Raw genomic sequence first — 15438 nt, 5'->3', positions numbered from 1 at the left:
CGCTCAACCCTCCAGGATGACCACTGCGGATGCGATGCCGGCGTCGTGACTCAAGGACAGATGCAGGCTCTGGACACCGAGTCGCGAAGCCTGGGTGGCGACTGTGCCGGTGATCTCCAGCCACGGCCGGCCGGTCTCGTCGGTCTGGACCTCGGCGTCGTGCCAGTGCATGCCGGCGGGCGCGCCCAGCGCTTTGGCCAGGGCTTCCTTCGCGGCGAAGCGGGCGGCCAGGGACGCCGGTGGCTTGAGTGCCTCGATCGGCGTGAACACTCGATCCCGCAGTCCCGGCGTACGTTCGAGTGTCTTCATGAACCGTTCCACGTCGACCACATCGATGCCCACGCCGACGATCATGCGGGCCAGCCTAGCTGGCGGGTTCAGCAGTCGATTGGCGGACTCGCATCTCTACGGCCAGGTCCATCCGTAGGGCCGACGGGGTGACGCCGCGGGCCAGGTCGAGGACCAGGCGGGTGGCCATTTCGGCCATCCGGTGGAGGGGCTGGTGAACCGTGGTCAGGGTGGGACTGACCCATTGGGCCACCGGGAGGTCGTCGTACCCGACCACCGAGAGGTCTCGGGGAATCTCCAGGCCGAGCTCACGGGCGGCCTGGTAGACGCCGAGCGCCTGCATGTCACTGCCCGCGAAGATCGCGGTCGGACGGTCCGGCTGCCGAAGCAGCGCGAGGGCTTCCCGGTAACCACTGCCGACGCCGAAGTCGCCCGCACGAATCAGCTCCGGCTCGACCGCGACCCCGGTCGACCGCAGCGCGTCCTGGTACCCGTCGACCCGCATCCGCGAGCAGAGCGTCTCGACCGGTCCGCCGATCATCCCGATCCGGGTGTGACCGAGTTTGCGCAGATGCAGCGTCGCCATCCGCCCGCCGTTCCAGTTCGCCGAGCCGATGGACGGTACATCGTCGCCCTCGTCACCGATCGGGTCGACCACGACGAACGGGATCCGCCGCGCCTCCAACTGCGCCCGCTGGTCCGCGTCCAGGTCGGAGAACACCATGATCACGCCGAGCGGGCGCCGGTTCAGGACGGATTCGATCCACTCCTGACGTGGCCGGCGGGCGTCGCCGCACTCGGACAGCACCAACTCGACGCCTTCGGCGCGGAGGACGCCCTCGACCCCGCGGATCAGCTGGATCGCCCAGTCACCGCTCAGCTCGGGGAACACCAGGTCGACCATCGGGCTGCTCGCCGTACTCGCGGTGCGGCGCCGGTAGCCGTGCTCCTGGATAATGCTCTCGACCTTCGCCCGGGTGTCCTCGGCGACGTCGGCCCGGCCGTTCAGCACCTTGGAGACGGTGGGCACGGAGACCCCGGCCTGCTCCGCAATTTTCGCGATCGTGATCCGCTGGCTCACCCGACCTCCAGTGTCGAAACTTTCGGCCAGCCTACCGGTGGATCGTGCGCCCCTCGGCGTCCGGGACCCCGCTGAGACGGTAGAAGTACGTGTTCACCTGGTCCCGCCAGGCGCCCGCGTTCGCAAGCTGCGCCTCCAGCCGGGACGTGACGTTCTCCCGCGTCACCGGCTCGAAGCGGTCGGCGATGGCCGTCCAGCGGTCCAGCATCGCCGCGACCTCGTCGTACCCCTGGAAGTGGGTGTCGTAGATGTGCTGCAGGACCGTCCTGCCGTTCTGGAGGACTCGGTCGTAGGGGACGTGGTGGAAGAAGAGCAGGAGTTCGTCGGGGCAGGTGTAGGCGTTCTCGTAGCGACTCGCGAGCGGCTCGGGGTACTGCCCGGTGAAGCCGGAACCACTCGCGACCGTGCGGTCCACACCGACGCCATAGCGGTCGGCGAAGTGGTACGTCCCACGCGCCGAGTACTCGTACCCGTTCACGTTCGGCCCGTAGTGCGTCTCCGGCGTGACCATGAACCCGACCCCGAGCGGCGCGGTGTAACGCTCGTACGTCTGCCACGAGTCGGCCATGATAGACACCAGCTCGGCCCGGGTCCGATCGTCCATCGCGAAGGTCGCCACCGCCCACTCGTGCAGCAGGCTGACCGGATCGGCGGACGGATCCCAGGCCGGCCGAACGCGTACAGGTTGCTCTGGGCAAGCTTGTGCCCGGTCCAGTTCGGATCGTCCCCGATGCTGGAGACGGCAACGATCGCGTCGGCGCGCTCGGCAACGGCCGGGCCGCCGGATCCGGTGGTGTCGAACTGCAGGATGAAGTGGTCGTACGCCGCCCGCGCGCGATCCGTCCGCCGGTCCCGCCAGTCCTGCCGGCCCTCGGCCCCGGAGCATCGCCAGAAGACCATCCCGCCGTACGGCGCCAGCGCCCGGGCGAGCATGTTCGCGCCGTCGGCGTGCGACCAGCCCTCTGTGTCCGCGACCACGACCAACCCCGCGAGATCGGGGACGGCGTCGTACAAGCGGACGACCGCCGCCGACCACCGCTGCGCCGAGCGTACGTCCTGTGGCTCGCTCATCCGGACCGACAGCATCAGAGCGATCCCGTACTCGCGGAACACCGCTGCCAGCCGGGACACATCCGGGAGGTGATCGTTGAGCAGCCGAGTCAACCCGGGGCCGGCCTCGGCGGCGACGACCAGTTGGTTGCCTCGTCGCACCACCACGAAACCCTCGGCGTCCAAGCCGTCCAGCGGCACCGCGGCCTCGACCTCTTGCCACAACGGCGATTCCCGCACCCGGTCCAGGACGCAGAGCGCGATCTCCACGTCGTTGCGGAGCCGGCGGGTCTGCCGGAGCTCGGCCCGGATCGTCTGGGCCAGCGCCCCCGAAGCATGCACGGTCACCTCAGGCAACCGCTGGGTGCCGAGCCAGCAGGCGTCGAACATCACGCCGGATCCTTGCACTGGATCCGGGTCACCAGCACCCGTCCGCGGGCTCGAAAGTTTCGGCACCGACGGGTCCGAGTCGTGGTTGAGACGAAGGCCACGCCCGCCCGGTATGGGTGCACCGCGGCGGGATGGGAAGAATGGGGCTCATGCTGCAGCCGTCACGGGAGGTGACTCCCTACACCGAGCTCGACCGTGCCGCCTGGGCGCAACTGGCCGAGACCACCGTGTCCCCGCTGACGGCGGACGAGATCGAACGGCTGCGCGGCCTCGGCGACGAGATCGACATGGACGAGGTCCGTGAGGTCTATCTGCCGCTGTCGCGGATCCTGTCGCTCTACGTCCGGCACGCCCGCGCGCTGCACGCGGACACCGAGAGCTTCCTCGGCAAGCCGGCCGCCACCCGCACCCCGTTCGTGATCGGCATCGGCGGTTCGGTTGCCGTCGGCAAGTCCACGACCGCCCGGCTGCTGCGCGAACTGCTGGCCCGCTGGCCCGAGCACCCGCGGGTCGCGCTCGTCACCACCGACGGCTTCCTCTGGCCGAACGGCGAGCTCGAACGCCGGAACCTGATGATGCGCAAGGGTTTCCCGGAGTCGTACGACCGCAAGTCGCTGCTGCGCTTCGTGGTCGAGGTGAAGTCCGGGATGGACGCGGTCGAGGCGCCGGTCTACTCCCACCTGCACTACGACCGGATGAACGGCGTACGGACGACCGTCGAGCAGCCCGACATCCTGCTCCTCGAGGGCCTGAACGTCCTGCAACCCGCACCCCGGCACGCCGACGGCAAGAGCGGTCTCGCGGTCAGCGACTTCTTCGACTTCTCCGTGTACGTCGACGCGGCCGCCGACGACATCCGGTCCTGGTACGTGCACCGCTTCCTCAAGCTGTGGGAGACGGCGTTCCGCAACCCGGAGTCCTACTTCGTCCGGTACGGCGAGCTGAGCCGGGAGGAAGCGGTCAAGAAGGCCGAGTCGCTCTGGGACGGCATCAACGGGCCCAACCTGCGCGAGAACATCCTCCCCACCCGCTCCCGCGCCACCCTCGTCCTCCGCAAAGGCCCCGACCACGCGGTCCGCTGGGTCAGGCTCCGTAAGCTCTGACCGCCGGTACGACGGCCACCGCGACAACTGCCGCTGTGATCGCAAACCCGGCGGCAAACCCAACGCCTGACACCATCAGTCCGAAGGCGATGGCTCCCATCCCCCAGCCGCCGTCGTAGGCAAGGTTCCACAGCGCGCTGACCTGTCCGTACCGGGCCTTCGGAACCCGGTTGTACATCATCGTCAGCGTCAGGTTCTGTGCGGCACCGAAGCCGAGGCCGAAGAGCGTCGAACCGAGCAGGACGACGAGACCGTTGCCGATCAGCACCAGCGATCCGGCACCCAGCGCGGCCAGGATCAACGCCGGCGCCAGCAACTTCGCCGGGCCGACGCGATCGCCGTACCGGCCGGCCAGCCAGCGGGCGCCGGGTGCGGCCGCGGCCTGCAGAAGCAGGGCGGTCGCGATCAGCGAGTGCTTGTCCCCGGCAACGGCCAGGGGCAGGAAGGTGACGCTGATCCCGGCGGCGACGGTCACGGCCGCGAAGACGAAGGTCGGCATCAGCAGACCGCTACGCCGGACGCCACCGAGGACGTTCACGTGCTGCTCCTCGGTGCTGACCCGCGCGGGCAGGCCGACCAGGGTGACGAGTCCGGCCAGGGAGGTGAACGCGGCGAGCACGAACAAGGCGCCGAAGCCGATGACGTTCGTCAGGTAGACGCCGAGCGGGAGGCCGATGACCGCGGGAACGCCGACTGCGACGCCGTACACGCCCAGGGCCTCACCGCGGCGGTGGGCCGGGGTGATCCCGGCGACCAGGGCGACCGCGCCGACGACCAGGATCGCCAGACCGGCGCCACGGACGATGCAGACCGCGAGGACCACCGGCAGCGAGGCGGTGGCCAGCAGGACCAGTGCGGGTGCACCGAGCAGGATCAGCCCGAGGCCGAGGACGACCTGGTAGCCCCAGCGGGCCAGCATCCGCGGCACCAGCAGTTCGACACCGACCGCGGACAGCATCATCGCGCCGGTCGACAGCCCGGCCCCGATCCCGCCGGAGCCATTGGCGGCCAGGTACAGCGGGACCACCGAGGTGAGCAGGTACATGCTCAGCCCGGACCCGAACACCATCACCAGCAACCGGCCGAATTGGCCGGTGAGCACTCGATCGGTAGTTGTCGGGATCTCGCATGTGGTGGTCATATCTCGACGCTAGAAGCGGACCGGTACGTCCTACAGATCCAGTTCCGCACCGCGCGAGAGGACCAGTTACGGCAACTGGTCAGCGATCAGGGCTGCCAGCCGGTTCAGGGCCGCGTCGATCTGGGGCGGGGTGACCGCGCTGCAGGACAGCCGGAGGGCGTGGATCGGGGTGTCGCCCTCGTAGAAGTGGCTCATCGGGGTCCACAGCACGCCATATTCATGGGCCGACTTCTCCAGGAGTACGTCGTCGACCGGGAACGGCACGGTGACCACCACGAAGAACCCGCCGGACGGGACCGTCCAGGTGATCTCGCCACCGGGACTGAGCTTGCCCGAAGGGAAGTGGGCGGCCAGGCCGTCGGTGATCGCTTTCAGGTTGGCGGCGTACACGTCCCGTTCGCGCCGGTTTGCCGCGACCAGGCTGTAGTCGTACGCGATCAGCTTGCCGCCGACCACCGCCTGCGCGACCGGCGAGGTGTTGACGGTGAGCATGCTCTTGAGCTTCGACAGTTCGTCGGCGAGGAGTCCGGTCGTTCCGTCGGGTGCCGCGACGGTTTGGTCGGCGACGACGTACCCGACTCGGGCGCCCGGCAGACCGGTCTTGGCGAACGAGCCGAGGTAGACGACGCGACGCTCGGTGTCGAGCGCCTTCAGGGTTGGCAGCCGGTCGACACCTTCGGCCGGGAACAGGCCGTACGGGTTGTCCTCGATCAGCAGCAGGTCCTGTTGGGCCGCGGTCTCCAGCAGCCGTCGCCGGAGGTCCACGTCCAGGCTGAGGCCGGTCGGGTTGGCGAAGTCCGGCACCAGGTAGCACGCCCGCGGCCGCAGGCCGTCTGCCCTGGCTGCCTTGACCACCGCGACGAGGTCGTCGAGGTCGACCCCGTCGGCGCCGCCGGCCACCGGCAGGACCGGCAGCTCGACCAATCGGGCCGCGCCCGTGATACCGACGTACGACGGCGAGATCGCGAGCAGCACGTCGTCCGCGGTGGCCCGGAGGGCGCGGAGGGTGAGGACCATCGCCTCCTGGCAGCCCACCGTGACGACGATCGCTTCGGGGTCGACGTGGATGTCCTCGTCGACCGCGAGATTCCGGGCGACCAGGTCGTGGATGATCCCCTTGGTCCTTCCGTACTGGAAGATCGTCCGTCGTACCGCTGGTTCGTCGTACCCCTTGGATCGCAGGTGATCGGCGTACAGGTCGAGGTAGCGGTGCAGATCCTCGAGCGCGAAGAACTCCTCGGTCGGGCGACCGGCGGCGAGCGAGATCGCGTCCGGGTAGTGGTGCGACACCTCGTTGAGGAAGTTCATCGAGGTGAGCGCCCGATCCGTCAGCGAACCGTGCAACTCGGTCAGCTCGAGGTCTGCCATGTCGTCCTCCCCGTGGTCAGCCGCGCCAGCGCGGCCAGGTCCTCACATCCCGTCAGCAGCATCGCGTCGCGCAACTCTTGCCTCAGCAGCGTCAGCGCGTCGTCCACAGCCTCCACAGCCAATGCCCACAGCAACGGTCGCCCGACGAGGACGGCGGACGCCCCCAGAGCAACCGCCTTGGCGACATCGGCGCCGCTGCGGATCCCGCTGTCCAGAAGCACCGCACAGTCGTTGCCAACCGCATCGACAACAGGGCCGAGAGCATCGATCGAAGCCGGCGCACCATCGAACTGGCGCCCGCCATGATTCGACACCACGACCCCGTCCGCACCCGCGTCGACGGCTCTGCGCGCATCGCGGGGGTCGAGAATCCCCTTCACCACTAGGGGAAGTTCACTTGAGGTTCGGAGCCACTCCAGGTCCGACCAGGAAACGGCGGGATCGAACGCCGACGCCGTGTGGGCCGCAACCGCGGACAACCCGGGCACGACAGTATGTGCCTCTGTCACCATGTCGACAATGTTGGCCGCGACCACTTCCGGAGGCAGCGCGAAGGAGTTCCGGACGTCCCGCAGCCGGCGGCCCATCACAGGAACATCGACGGTCACCGTCAACGCGGTGCACCCGGCGTCGGCCGCGCGATCCACGAGTGCCGCGACCAGGCCGCGATCCCGCAACCAGTACAGCTGGAACCACGAGGGCGCCGTGGCGGCGATCTTCTCCAGTGGGTAGCTGCTCAGAGTGCTGATGACATAAGGGATTCCGGCAGCCGCGGCCGCGCTCGCGAGGAGGAGTTCGCCGTCGGGGTGCAGGAGCCGTTGATAGGCCATCGGGGCCACCGCAACCGGCATGGCGAACTGACTGCCGAGGAGTGTGCACGTGGTGTCGGGGTCGTCGACACCCGCGAGTACGCGAGGCGTGAGAGTGATCGCGTCGAGGGCCGCGCGGTTGTGGCGCAGGGTGGTCTCGGAACCGCTGCCGCCGGCCACAAAATCGCGGACTTCGGTAGGGAGGACGGCAGCGGCCAGGGATTCGTAGTCGGCGAGCGTGTCAGCCATCACGCCATCGCGTCTCAGGCATCGCGGAAGATCTCCGCGAGCCACGCGGATGCTTCGGCCATCGCCTGCTTGCCGCCGTCGAGGATCCCGGACATGGCGAAGAAGCCGTGCACCATGCCGTCGTACCGGCTGAGCGTCGTCGGAACGTCGGCGGCGTGCAGCTTCTCGGCGTAGAACTCGCCCTCGTCGCGGAGCGGGTCGAACTCGGCGGTGATCACCAACGCCGGCGGGAGATCCGCGTGCGACTCGGCCAGCAACGGCGACGCCAGCGGATCGAGTCCGTCGGCGGGCTCGTCCAGGTAGTGGTTCCAGTACCAGTTGACCGAGGTCTTGTTGAACAGGTAGGGGTCGTCACCCTTCCGCATCGAGATGGTGTCCGAGCCGTACCGGGTGTTCGGGTATACGAGCAGCTGACCGGCGAGCGCCGGACCGTTGCTACGAGCAAGCAACGTCGTCGCGGCCGCCAGGTTGCCACCGGCGCTGTCGCCGCCCACCACCAACCGGGTCGGATCGACCTGCAGCTTGCCGGCATTCGCCGCGATCCACTGCGCGGCGTCGTGGCAGTCGTGCACGGCCGCCGGGAACGGGTGCTCGGGCGCCAGCCGATAGCCGACCGTGATCACCTGGCAGGGAACGGCGTTGGCCAGCTTGCGGCTGATGCCGTCCGCGGTCTCGATGCTGCCCAGCGTCCAGCCACCGCCGAAGAAGTAGATCAGCGTCGGCATCGGCCCGGTCAGGTCAGGCCGGTAAACCCGCAGCGGTACGCCGCCGTCGGTCGTGAGGTCCTCGACGTGATGAACGGGTTCGGCCTCACCCCCCGCGGCCTTGATCGATGCGAGGTCGGCAGCTCTGGCCTCGGCCAGCGTCTGGGTATAGAGCTGCGGGACCTGGCTCGCCTCGCGCTCGGCGCGCATCGCCTCGACCTGCGGGTCCAACGGCATCGACTCACCTCAATCGGATCGGCATGGACTGATGCCCACGCAGCAGCAAGCTGTGACTGCGCACCGGCTCCCCCACAAGCCGCAGGTCCGGGAACCTCCGGAACAGCTGACCGAAAGCGGCCCGGCCTTCCATCCGGGCGAGCGCAGCGCCGACACAGTAGAACGGACCGGCGCCGAAGGACAGATGTTGGAGATCATCACGTCCCGGATCGAACGTGTCGGCATCTGCATGCTTCGCCGGATCACGGTTCGCCGCGCCCGGCAGGATGAGGACCAGACTGCCGGCGCTGATCGACTCACCGGCCAGCTCGAGATCGACCGATGCCTTCCGGCTGACCAGCTGGACCGAGCTCTGATGCCGGAGGATCTCCTCGACGTAGTCCGCGGCCAGCCCAGGATCGTCGATCAGCGCGTCGACCAGCGGCGGATCGGCCATCAGCAGTTCGAGGCCGTTCGTGAGCAGGTTCATCGTGGTCACGAAGCTGGCGTTGACCAGCACGAGCAGGTTGTCGATCAGCTCCTGTTCGTCGATGCCCGACGTACCGGAATCCAGTGCGTGTACGAGCGATCCGACCAGGTCGTCCCGCGGACGGATCCGCCGCTCAGCGATCATCCTGGCGTAGTAGTCGTTGAGCTCCTCGGCTGCCTGGTTGGCCGCCACGAGCTTCTCCGGCGCCTTGCCGCCGAGGTCGAGGTACTCGTCGATCCGCTGGGTCCGATCCCGGAACCAGCCGAGGTCGGACCGCGGGATGCCCAGGAACGTGCCGATCACCGTGATCGGCAACCGGTACGCGAAGTCGACGAAGTCGATCACCTGACCATCCACACCGGTCTTGCCCAGATCGTCCAGCAGCTCGGCGGCCAAGGCCTCCACGACCGGTTCGAACCCGGTCAGCCGGCGTGGCGTCAGGACCGCCTGGAACACCTTGCGCATCCGCAGGTGATCCGGCTCGTTGCGGAACATCATCGACCCACCGAGCCGGCGCAGTACCGGCTCCTTCGGGTTCGGATCCGCCGACAGCAACCGATGGAACCGCGTGTCCTTCAGCGCCTCCTGGGCGGCGTCGTACCCGTTCACGACGACGGCGTACGGCGAACTCCCGGGAGCGAGCCGGCAGACCGGGCCGATCCGATGCAGCTCGGCGAAGAGCGGCATCGGATCGCGGCGACCGTCCTCGGATCCCAGCGCGGCAAGGATCTCGTTGGCGGTACGCACCATCAGCGCACCAGGTTGAGCGGCACCGAAGCGGCCATCGCCTGGTAACCGGTGTCGTTGGGGTGGATGTGGTCGCCGGAGTCGAGCTCGGCCCGGAGCTTGCTCGGCGCGGCCGGGTCCCGCAGCACCTTGTCGAAGTCGAGCACGCCGTCGAACTCGTGGCTCGACCGCAGGTAGCTGTTCACCGCCTGCCGGGTGGCCTCCTTGGCCGGCGTCCAACTGTCAGTGCCGCCGAGTCCCTCGAACGGCGTGATCGTGGTGACCAGGCTGCGGATTCCACGCTCCTTCGCTTGGGCGTTGACCTGCCGGAGCGCACCGATGATCTCGGTCGCCGAGTCGTCGGACATCCAGATGTCGTTGATGCCGAGTTGCGTGATGACCGTCCGTACGCCGGTCTGCGCGAACACATCCTCGTTCAGCCGGGCCAGCGCATTCACGCCGACCTCGTTGAAGCCGGGGAACGCGCCGTTGTCCGACGGCTCGGTGCCCTCGTGGTTCAGCCGGCTGCCGGCAAGACCCGCGTTCAGCACACTCGGGAACGACTTGTGCCCGGCCGCGGCGGCCAGCCGTTCGGCGAGCTGGTCGGGCCAGCGGTTGTTCCCGTTCGGCGTGCTGTTGGTGCCGTCGGTGATCGAGTCGCCGAGCACGACGATCGAGCCGTCCGACTTCTCGGTCTGCACGTCCACGCCGGACAGGAAGAAGAAGCAGCAGCGCCGGGTCAGCGTGTACGCCGCGCCACCGGGCTGGGTGACCAGGTTGGTCGGGCCGACGAAGTTGTCCTGAATCGACGAGCCGTGGAAGGTCGTCGGTCCGGTGTTCTCCGGGAAGTACAGGCTGACGACGAGGTCGTCGAGACTGCCGAGCTTCAGGTTCACCGGGTCGCTCAGCAGTTCGCTGCCCTTGACCATCGACGCCGTACCCGAGCCGTTGAACGTCAACGTCCGCAGGGTGTTTGGGTCGATGTCGGACAGCTCCGGCGTCGACTTGTTGGGCTTGGCAACAGTCGCCGCGCCGACCATGACGGTCTTCTCGCCGTAGATGTTCGACAGCCGGATCCGGATCCGGTCACCGCCGACGGTCGGCCGGACCACCAATCGCACGCTCTGGTCGGTCAGGCCGAGATTCGTCGACCCAGTGGCGTTGCCATGAGTGACCGCGGTCGCCCAGGTCCCCACCCACTCGTCGTCGTGCTGACCTTGGCCGTAGCTCGCCCCGGCGAGGCCGGAGCCGGCCAGGGCCAGTGCGGCGGTCACCGCGACCGCGCGCCAACTACTGGAAACGTGCATGGACGGACCTCCTGGCGGAATCGGATGGCGGACGGAACGTAATACGCCGCGAGGAATCCGGTCAATGCACAACAATTGCCTTTTCGAAATTCACCGGACAACGGTTAGCGGGAGGTATCCCCGCCCGTTTCGCAGGGGTATTCCTTCACCCGGGCAAGGGTGTGATCAGTCGACTCCGGAGCGCGACGACCCGGGGGTTTCCAGGCTCTGGCCAGCGATCGTCGCATCCAGTAGAGTCGCGCTGACGGCTGGGGGTGGCCGGTGTCGAGGGCTGTTGCCCTATTCCAGGAGACGAAATGCCGCCTGAATTCGTCCTGCCCAATTACGTTTTGCGGGTATTCACACTCTTCGAACAGTTCTCCGACCGGATCGCGCTGGTCCGTGGCGAGCGGAAATCGACGTACGGCGAACTGATCGCCGACGTACTGCGGATAGCCGCCGGGCTGCGCGACGCGGGCATCCGCCCGGGCGGCAAGGTGCTGATCATGGCGGCCAACTGCTTCGACGCCCCGGCCCTGCAACTCGCCCTGCATCTGCACGGCTGCCGCGCGCTGTGGAGCGCGCCGATCACGTCCCGCCGGGAGATCGACCGGTTCGCCTCGCTGGCCGATGCGGACGCGTTCGTCTACGACCAGACGACTGAGCTTGGCCGCGAGCTCGCCCAGTCGCTCGCGCCGATGACCGTCCGGACGATGGCGGAGCTCTTCACCGACGGAGCGCCGTACGAGATCTCTGCGACGCCCGCGCCGGACTCGGTGCTGCAGACGAGTGGAACGACCGGCGACCCGAAGCTGGTCCATCACACGCAGGCGTTCTACGAGCAGATCCTCGAGCTGGCCGACGCCTTTGTGGCCAACGGGTTCCCGCTGCTGCAGCACTACTCGAGCTCGCCGCTGTGGCTGGCGAGTGGCCAGATCACGAGCTTCTTCAACCTGTTCACCGGTGGCGTGCTGTTCCTGACCGACACCTGGTCGCCGGAGGAGTTCTACCGGGTCGTCTCGACCGAGCGGATCACGTCGACGTACGTGACACCGCCGATGCTCTACGAGCTCCTCGATCACCCCGGCGGTGAGGACGTCGACTGCAGCAGCCTGTTCATGCTGAACGTCGGCGCCGGGCCGGCGACCCCCGCGCGGCTGCGGCAGGGGATCGCGCGCTTCGGCCCGGTGCTGCGGATCGTCTACGGCCTGAGCGAGGCGGTCGTCGTCACCGCACAACCCGGCTTGACCGAGGACCCTGCTCATCCAGAGCGACTGGCGTCCGCGGGGACGGCGTACGGCGATGTGCGGCTGGAGATCCGCGACGACGACGGGAAGGTGCTCGAGCCGGGGCAGACCGGCGAGGTTTGGGTGCAGAGCAACCTCACGTTTGCCGGGTACCTGGGGAAGCCCGAACTCACCGCCGAGACCCTGGTCGACGGCTGGCTCCGGACCAGGGATCTCGGTTACCTGGACGCCGACGGATACCTGTTCCTCGTCGATCGGGTGCACGACATGATCGTCACGACCCGCCGCAACTGGGCAATCTTCTCCCGGCCGATCGAGGACGTCCTCGCCAGTCACCCCGCAGTACGAACCGCCGCAGTCATCGGAGTACCCGACCCCGTCTTCGGCGAAGCCGTCCACGCGTTCGTCGTAACCCGCTCCCCCGTCCCCGCCGCCGACCTCCAACAACTGGTCACCAACACTCTCAACGAGATGTGGACGCCGGCGGCGATCGACTTCGTACCCGAGCTGCCGCTGACCCGCATCGCCAAGGTAGACAAGGTCGCCCTCCGCAACCTCTACCGAGAACTCCACCCGGACCAGATAGGGCACGACGACGCGGCCTCCCATCCCAGCGTCAGTGCTGGGGAGGCGCGGTGACGGCACGGCGGGGTCTGGTGATCCTGTTTGTCGCGGACGTCTTGTCTGCGGTAGGCAGCCGGATCTCGATGGTGGCGATTCCGTGGTTGGTGCTGGTCACCACCGGGAGCGCCGCGCGGATGGGGCTCGTCGCGGCGGTCGAGATGGTGCCGTACATCGTAGCCAGCATCATGGCCGGACCCTTGATCGACAGCCTCGGGCCGCGGCGAACGTCAGTACTCGCCAACCTGACCAGCGCGGTCGCGGTGGCAGCGATCGCGGCGACCACCAGCCTCGGTTTCGGCGCCCTCCTCGCCCTCGTCGCCCTCGCGGGTGCGCTGCGCGGCGCCGCCGACCGCTCCAAGGATCTGCTAGTCCGACCGATGGCAGAGGCCGCCGAAGTCGAACTCATCCGGATCACCTCACTCCACGAGGCCTTCGCCCGGGGAGCGACCCTCCTCGGCGCCCCACTAGCCGGCCTCCTGATCTATTGGACCGACGCAGCGTCGGTGCTCTGGATCGACGCGGTGACCTTCGTGATCTGCGGCCTGCTGGTCTCAGCGTTCGTCCGCCCCCCACAGGTCCCGATCGACGCGATCCGAGGCAAATACTTCCGTTCGCTAGCCGAGGGATTCTCCTTCGTCCGCCGCGACGAACTACTCGCGACGATGCTCATCACCACGTTCACCATCAACATCTTCGCCAGCGCGAGTACGGCGGTCTTCATCCCCGTCTGGGTCGCCGACGAACTCGGATCACCCGCCGGCCTCGGCCTGACCCTCGGCGCATTCTCCGCCGGCGCCCTCCTCGGAAGCATCGCCTTCGCCGTACTCGCCACCAAGGTCCCCCGCTACCTGACCTTCGCCGTCGGAGCCTTCATCGGCGGCAGCCCGCGACTGCTCGTCCTGGGCCTCAGCGATCACCTGGGCCTGGTGATGGTGGTGACGTTCCTGTCCGGCATCGGCATCGCCGCGATCAACCCCGTCTTCGGCGCGGCACTCTACGAACACGTCCCGAAGCACCTCCAGGCCCGAGTGATCGGCCTGGTCGCGGCGACGTCGTTCGCCGGTCTCCCGCTCGGCGCACTGCTGGCCGGTGAACTGGTCAGTGTCTTCGGACTGACTCCAGCTCTGATCGGATCCGGTATCGCCTGCCTGGTGGTCAGCAGCTACCCGCTGATCCGGCGCGGACCCGGCAAGGTTCTCGACACCCGCGCACCGGTGGAGGCCAGATGAACGAGGCCACGGATCCCTACTGCCTCCGCCCCGGCGAGAGCCACGAACTGCTCGCCGATCATCCCTGGCGGCGTTTCGTCGTACTAGGCGACAGCGTCGCGGAGGGCCTCTGCGAACCGGTCGACGGCTACAGCGACCTGCAGTGGGCGGATCGCATTGCGTCCGAACTGCGCGCCGTACGTCCTGACCTCGAGTACCTCAATCTCGGCGTCAGCGGACTGCGTACGCGCGAGATCCTGTCCACCCAACTCGAGCCCGCGCTGGTCTTCGGTCCCGATCTCGCGCTGGTCGTCGGCGGCGGCAACGACGCCTTCCCCGCCACGTACGACGCCGACCGCGTCGATCGCGAACTCACGCTGATGATCACCACCCTGCAGGACTCCGGCGCCGACGTGATGACCCTCGGCATGTTCGACATCTCCTACAGCCCCGCCGTCGCCGACTGGCTCAGACCGGGCCTCCGGCAACGAATGCGCACCCTCTCCAACCGAACCGCCGCCCTCGCCGACAAGCTCAACACGATCCACATCCCTCTCACCGACCACCCCCTCTCCACCGACGCCGCCCTCTACAGCACCGACGGCCGCCACGGCAACGCCCGAAGCGACGCCATCGCGACCGCCGAAACCCTCCGCGTCCTGGGCCGCTGGCTGAAAGCTCCCCACCAGCAATCACCCAGCTGACCTCAGCCCAGCCCCGCAGTTCAGGGCCGAGGCCGAGTTCAACGCCGAGATCGAGGTCAAGGCCAAGGTCAAGGTCAAGGTCAAGGCCGAGGTCGCGGCCGGGGCCGGGCCGAAATCGGGGCCGGGGCCGGTGGCGAGGTCCGGGGTCCGAGGTCCGAGGTCCGAGGTCGAGGGCGAGGTCCGAGGGCGAGGTCGAGGTCCGAGGGCGAGGGCGAGGGCGAGGGCGAGGGCGAGGGCGAGGGCGAGGGCGAGGGCGAGGGCGAGGGCGAGGGCGAGGGCGAGGGCGAGGGGATGGTGACTGAGACTCGTCACCTCGTTAGCCGTGATGACGCGTGTCCTGGGGATCAGGTAACTGCGTGAACGCCTTCCAACGGGCCGACCCTGCACAATCAGCCACCTTGTCCGGTGGAGCGTGCTGGTGCGCCGGAGGAAGAAGAGATCGTGCCGTGCGGAGCAACGCAACCACCAACAAGCAACAAGCAACAAGCAACAAGCAACAAGCACTGCACCACCAACAGCGGGCGGCGTGCGCCGGCCAGATCGGGACGACCCCAGAAACTGTCCAGGATCGTTGAGACCGCCGGGGACTCTGTTGGTCCTCGGCAGCTCTGAGAGTCGCCGATCAGGGATCACCCAGTTGGATTTCTGGGGACTCGGTGGGTGCCGGTGGGGTCGACGCGGAAGGTGAATCCGTGGGGTGTGCGCCATTCGAGGGTCTTGTGGTCGACGCGGCGGACGCTCCAGCCGCGGCCGT

General features: G+C 68.2%; 13 protein-coding genes and 1 pseudogene. 4 read left to right on the top strand and 10 right to left on the bottom strand.

The genetic code is table 11. From position 1 onward, the window contains the following. Window positions 1-3 precede the first annotated feature (3 nt). The 4 genes and pseudogenes from ACZ3HV_RS28325 to ACZ3HV_RS28310 form a co-directional block, all read right to left on the bottom strand. Complete coding sequence (locus tag ACZ3HV_RS28325; RefSeq protein WP_360363963.1) at window positions 4-354, bottom strand: holo-ACP synthase; 351 nt, start codon at window positions 352-354, stop codon at window positions 4-6. A 10-nt stretch (window positions 355-364) separates the two neighbouring features. Continuing rightward, window positions 365-1369, bottom strand: a complete 1005-nt coding sequence (locus ACZ3HV_RS28320; RefSeq protein ID WP_465688387.1) for a LacI family DNA-binding transcriptional regulator — start codon at window positions 1367-1369, stop codon at window positions 365-367. Window positions 1370-1400: 31 nt separating this feature from the next. Continuing rightward, on the bottom strand, window positions 1401-2255 hold the full coding sequence (locus ACZ3HV_RS28315; RefSeq protein ID WP_465688807.1) for a hypothetical protein: 855 nt from the start codon (window positions 2253-2255) through the stop codon (window positions 1401-1403). Next, window positions 2192-2809: pseudogene (locus tag ACZ3HV_RS28310) on the bottom strand (hypothetical protein); the annotation flags it as partial. The gene ACZ3HV_RS28315 and the pseudogene ACZ3HV_RS28310, both read right to left, overlap by 64 nt. 149 nt (window positions 2810-2958) lie before the next feature. Here ACZ3HV_RS28310 and coaA point away from each other — a divergent pair. Continuing rightward, on the top strand, window positions 2959-3912 hold the full coding sequence (coaA, locus tag ACZ3HV_RS28305) for a type I pantothenate kinase (protein ID WP_360363971.1): 954 nt from the start codon (window positions 2959-2961) through the stop codon (window positions 3910-3912). On the opposite strand, the gene ACZ3HV_RS28300 is transcribed toward coaA, so the two are convergent. The 6 genes from ACZ3HV_RS28300 to ACZ3HV_RS28275 all read right to left on the bottom strand — a co-directional run bounded on the left by ACZ3HV_RS28300 (window position 3893) and on the right by ACZ3HV_RS28275 (window position 10922). After that, window positions 3893-5053, bottom strand: a complete 1161-nt coding sequence (locus ACZ3HV_RS28300) for an MFS transporter (RefSeq protein ID WP_465688385.1) — start codon at window positions 5051-5053, stop codon at window positions 3893-3895. The genes coaA and ACZ3HV_RS28300 overlap by 20 nt on opposite strands. A gap of 66 nt (window positions 5054-5119) precedes the next feature. Further along, complete coding sequence (locus ACZ3HV_RS28295) at window positions 5120-6421, bottom strand: aminotransferase-like domain-containing protein (protein ID WP_465688383.1); 1302 nt, start codon at window positions 6419-6421, stop codon at window positions 5120-5122. Next, the gene (locus tag ACZ3HV_RS28290; protein WP_465688381.1) at window positions 6403-7479 is read right to left on the bottom strand and encodes an alpha-hydroxy acid oxidase; all 1077 of its coding nucleotides are present in this window, start codon (window positions 7477-7479) and stop codon (window positions 6403-6405) included. Before ACZ3HV_RS28290 ends, ACZ3HV_RS28295 begins: the two co-directional genes overlap by 19 nt. A 14-nt stretch (window positions 7480-7493) precedes the next feature. After that, complete coding sequence (locus tag ACZ3HV_RS28285) at window positions 7494-8420, bottom strand: alpha/beta hydrolase (protein WP_465688379.1); 927 nt, start codon at window positions 8418-8420, stop codon at window positions 7494-7496. A gap of 4 nt (window positions 8421-8424) precedes the next feature. Continuing rightward, entirely contained in the window at window positions 8425-9639 is a 1215-nt protein-coding gene (locus tag ACZ3HV_RS28280) for a cytochrome P450 (RefSeq protein WP_465688377.1), read from the bottom strand. Further along, on the bottom strand, window positions 9639-10922 hold the full coding sequence (locus ACZ3HV_RS28275) for an SGNH/GDSL hydrolase family protein (protein ID WP_465688375.1): 1284 nt from the start codon (window positions 10920-10922) through the stop codon (window positions 9639-9641). Before ACZ3HV_RS28275 ends, ACZ3HV_RS28280 begins: the two co-directional genes overlap by 1 nt. A gap of 296 nt (window positions 10923-11218) precedes the next feature. Between ACZ3HV_RS28275 and ACZ3HV_RS28270 the strand changes: the two genes are divergently transcribed. Genes ACZ3HV_RS28270 through ACZ3HV_RS28260 form a run of 3 tightly spaced genes read left to right on the top strand, consistent with a single transcriptional unit; the run spans window position 11219 to window position 14684 of the window. Continuing rightward, complete coding sequence (locus ACZ3HV_RS28270; protein ID WP_465688373.1) at window positions 11219-12787, top strand: class I adenylate-forming enzyme family protein; 1569 nt, start codon at window positions 11219-11221, stop codon at window positions 12785-12787. After that, complete coding sequence (locus ACZ3HV_RS28265) at window positions 12784-14001, top strand: MFS transporter (protein ID WP_465688371.1); 1218 nt, start codon at window positions 12784-12786, stop codon at window positions 13999-14001. The genes ACZ3HV_RS28270 and ACZ3HV_RS28265 overlap by 4 nt, the downstream gene beginning before the upstream one ends. Next, a complete protein-coding gene (locus ACZ3HV_RS28260) occupies window positions 13998-14684 on the top strand; it encodes an SGNH/GDSL hydrolase family protein (protein WP_465688369.1) in 687 nt (228 codons plus the stop codon). Before ACZ3HV_RS28265 ends, ACZ3HV_RS28260 begins: the two co-directional genes overlap by 4 nt. Window positions 14685-15438 lie beyond the last annotated feature (754 nt).

The organism is Kribbella sp. NPDC020701 (assembly GCF_055562215.1).
This window is presented reverse-complemented; position numbering and strand designations above follow the sequence as displayed.

Coding starts and splice junctions, on each gene's coding strand:
- ACZ3HV_RS28325 (WP_360363963.1), bottom strand. CDS start 354: ATGATCGTCGGCGTGGGCATCGATGTGGTCGACGTGGAACGGTTCATG.
- ACZ3HV_RS28315 (WP_465688807.1), bottom strand. CDS start 2,255: ATGCTCCGGGGCCGAGGGCCGGCAGGACTGGCGGGACCGGCGGACGGA.
- coaA (WP_360363971.1), top strand. CDS start 2,959: ATGCTGCAGCCGTCACGGGAGGTGACTCCCTACACCGAGCTCGACCGT.
- ACZ3HV_RS28300 (WP_465688385.1), bottom strand. CDS start 5,053: ATGACCACCACATGCGAGATCCCGACAACTACCGATCGAGTGCTCACC.
- ACZ3HV_RS28295 (WP_465688383.1), bottom strand. CDS start 6,421: ATGGCAGACCTCGAGCTGACCGAGTTGCACGGTTCGCTGACGGATCGG.
- ACZ3HV_RS28290 (WP_465688381.1), bottom strand. CDS start 7,479: ATGGCTGACACGCTCGCCGACTACGAATCCCTGGCCGCTGCCGTCCTC.
- ACZ3HV_RS28285 (WP_465688379.1), bottom strand. CDS start 8,420: ATGCCGTTGGACCCGCAGGTCGAGGCGATGCGCGCCGAGCGCGAGGCG.
- ACZ3HV_RS28280 (WP_465688377.1), bottom strand. CDS start 9,639: ATGGTGCGTACCGCCAACGAGATCCTTGCCGCGCTGGGATCCGAGGAC.
- ACZ3HV_RS28275 (WP_465688375.1), bottom strand. CDS start 10,922: ATGCACGTTTCCAGTAGTTGGCGCGCGGTCGCGGTGACCGCCGCACTG.
- ACZ3HV_RS28270 (WP_465688373.1), top strand. CDS start 11,219: ATGCCGCCTGAATTCGTCCTGCCCAATTACGTTTTGCGGGTATTCACA.
- ACZ3HV_RS28260 (WP_465688369.1), top strand. CDS start 13,998: ATGAACGAGGCCACGGATCCCTACTGCCTCCGCCCCGGCGAGAGCCAC.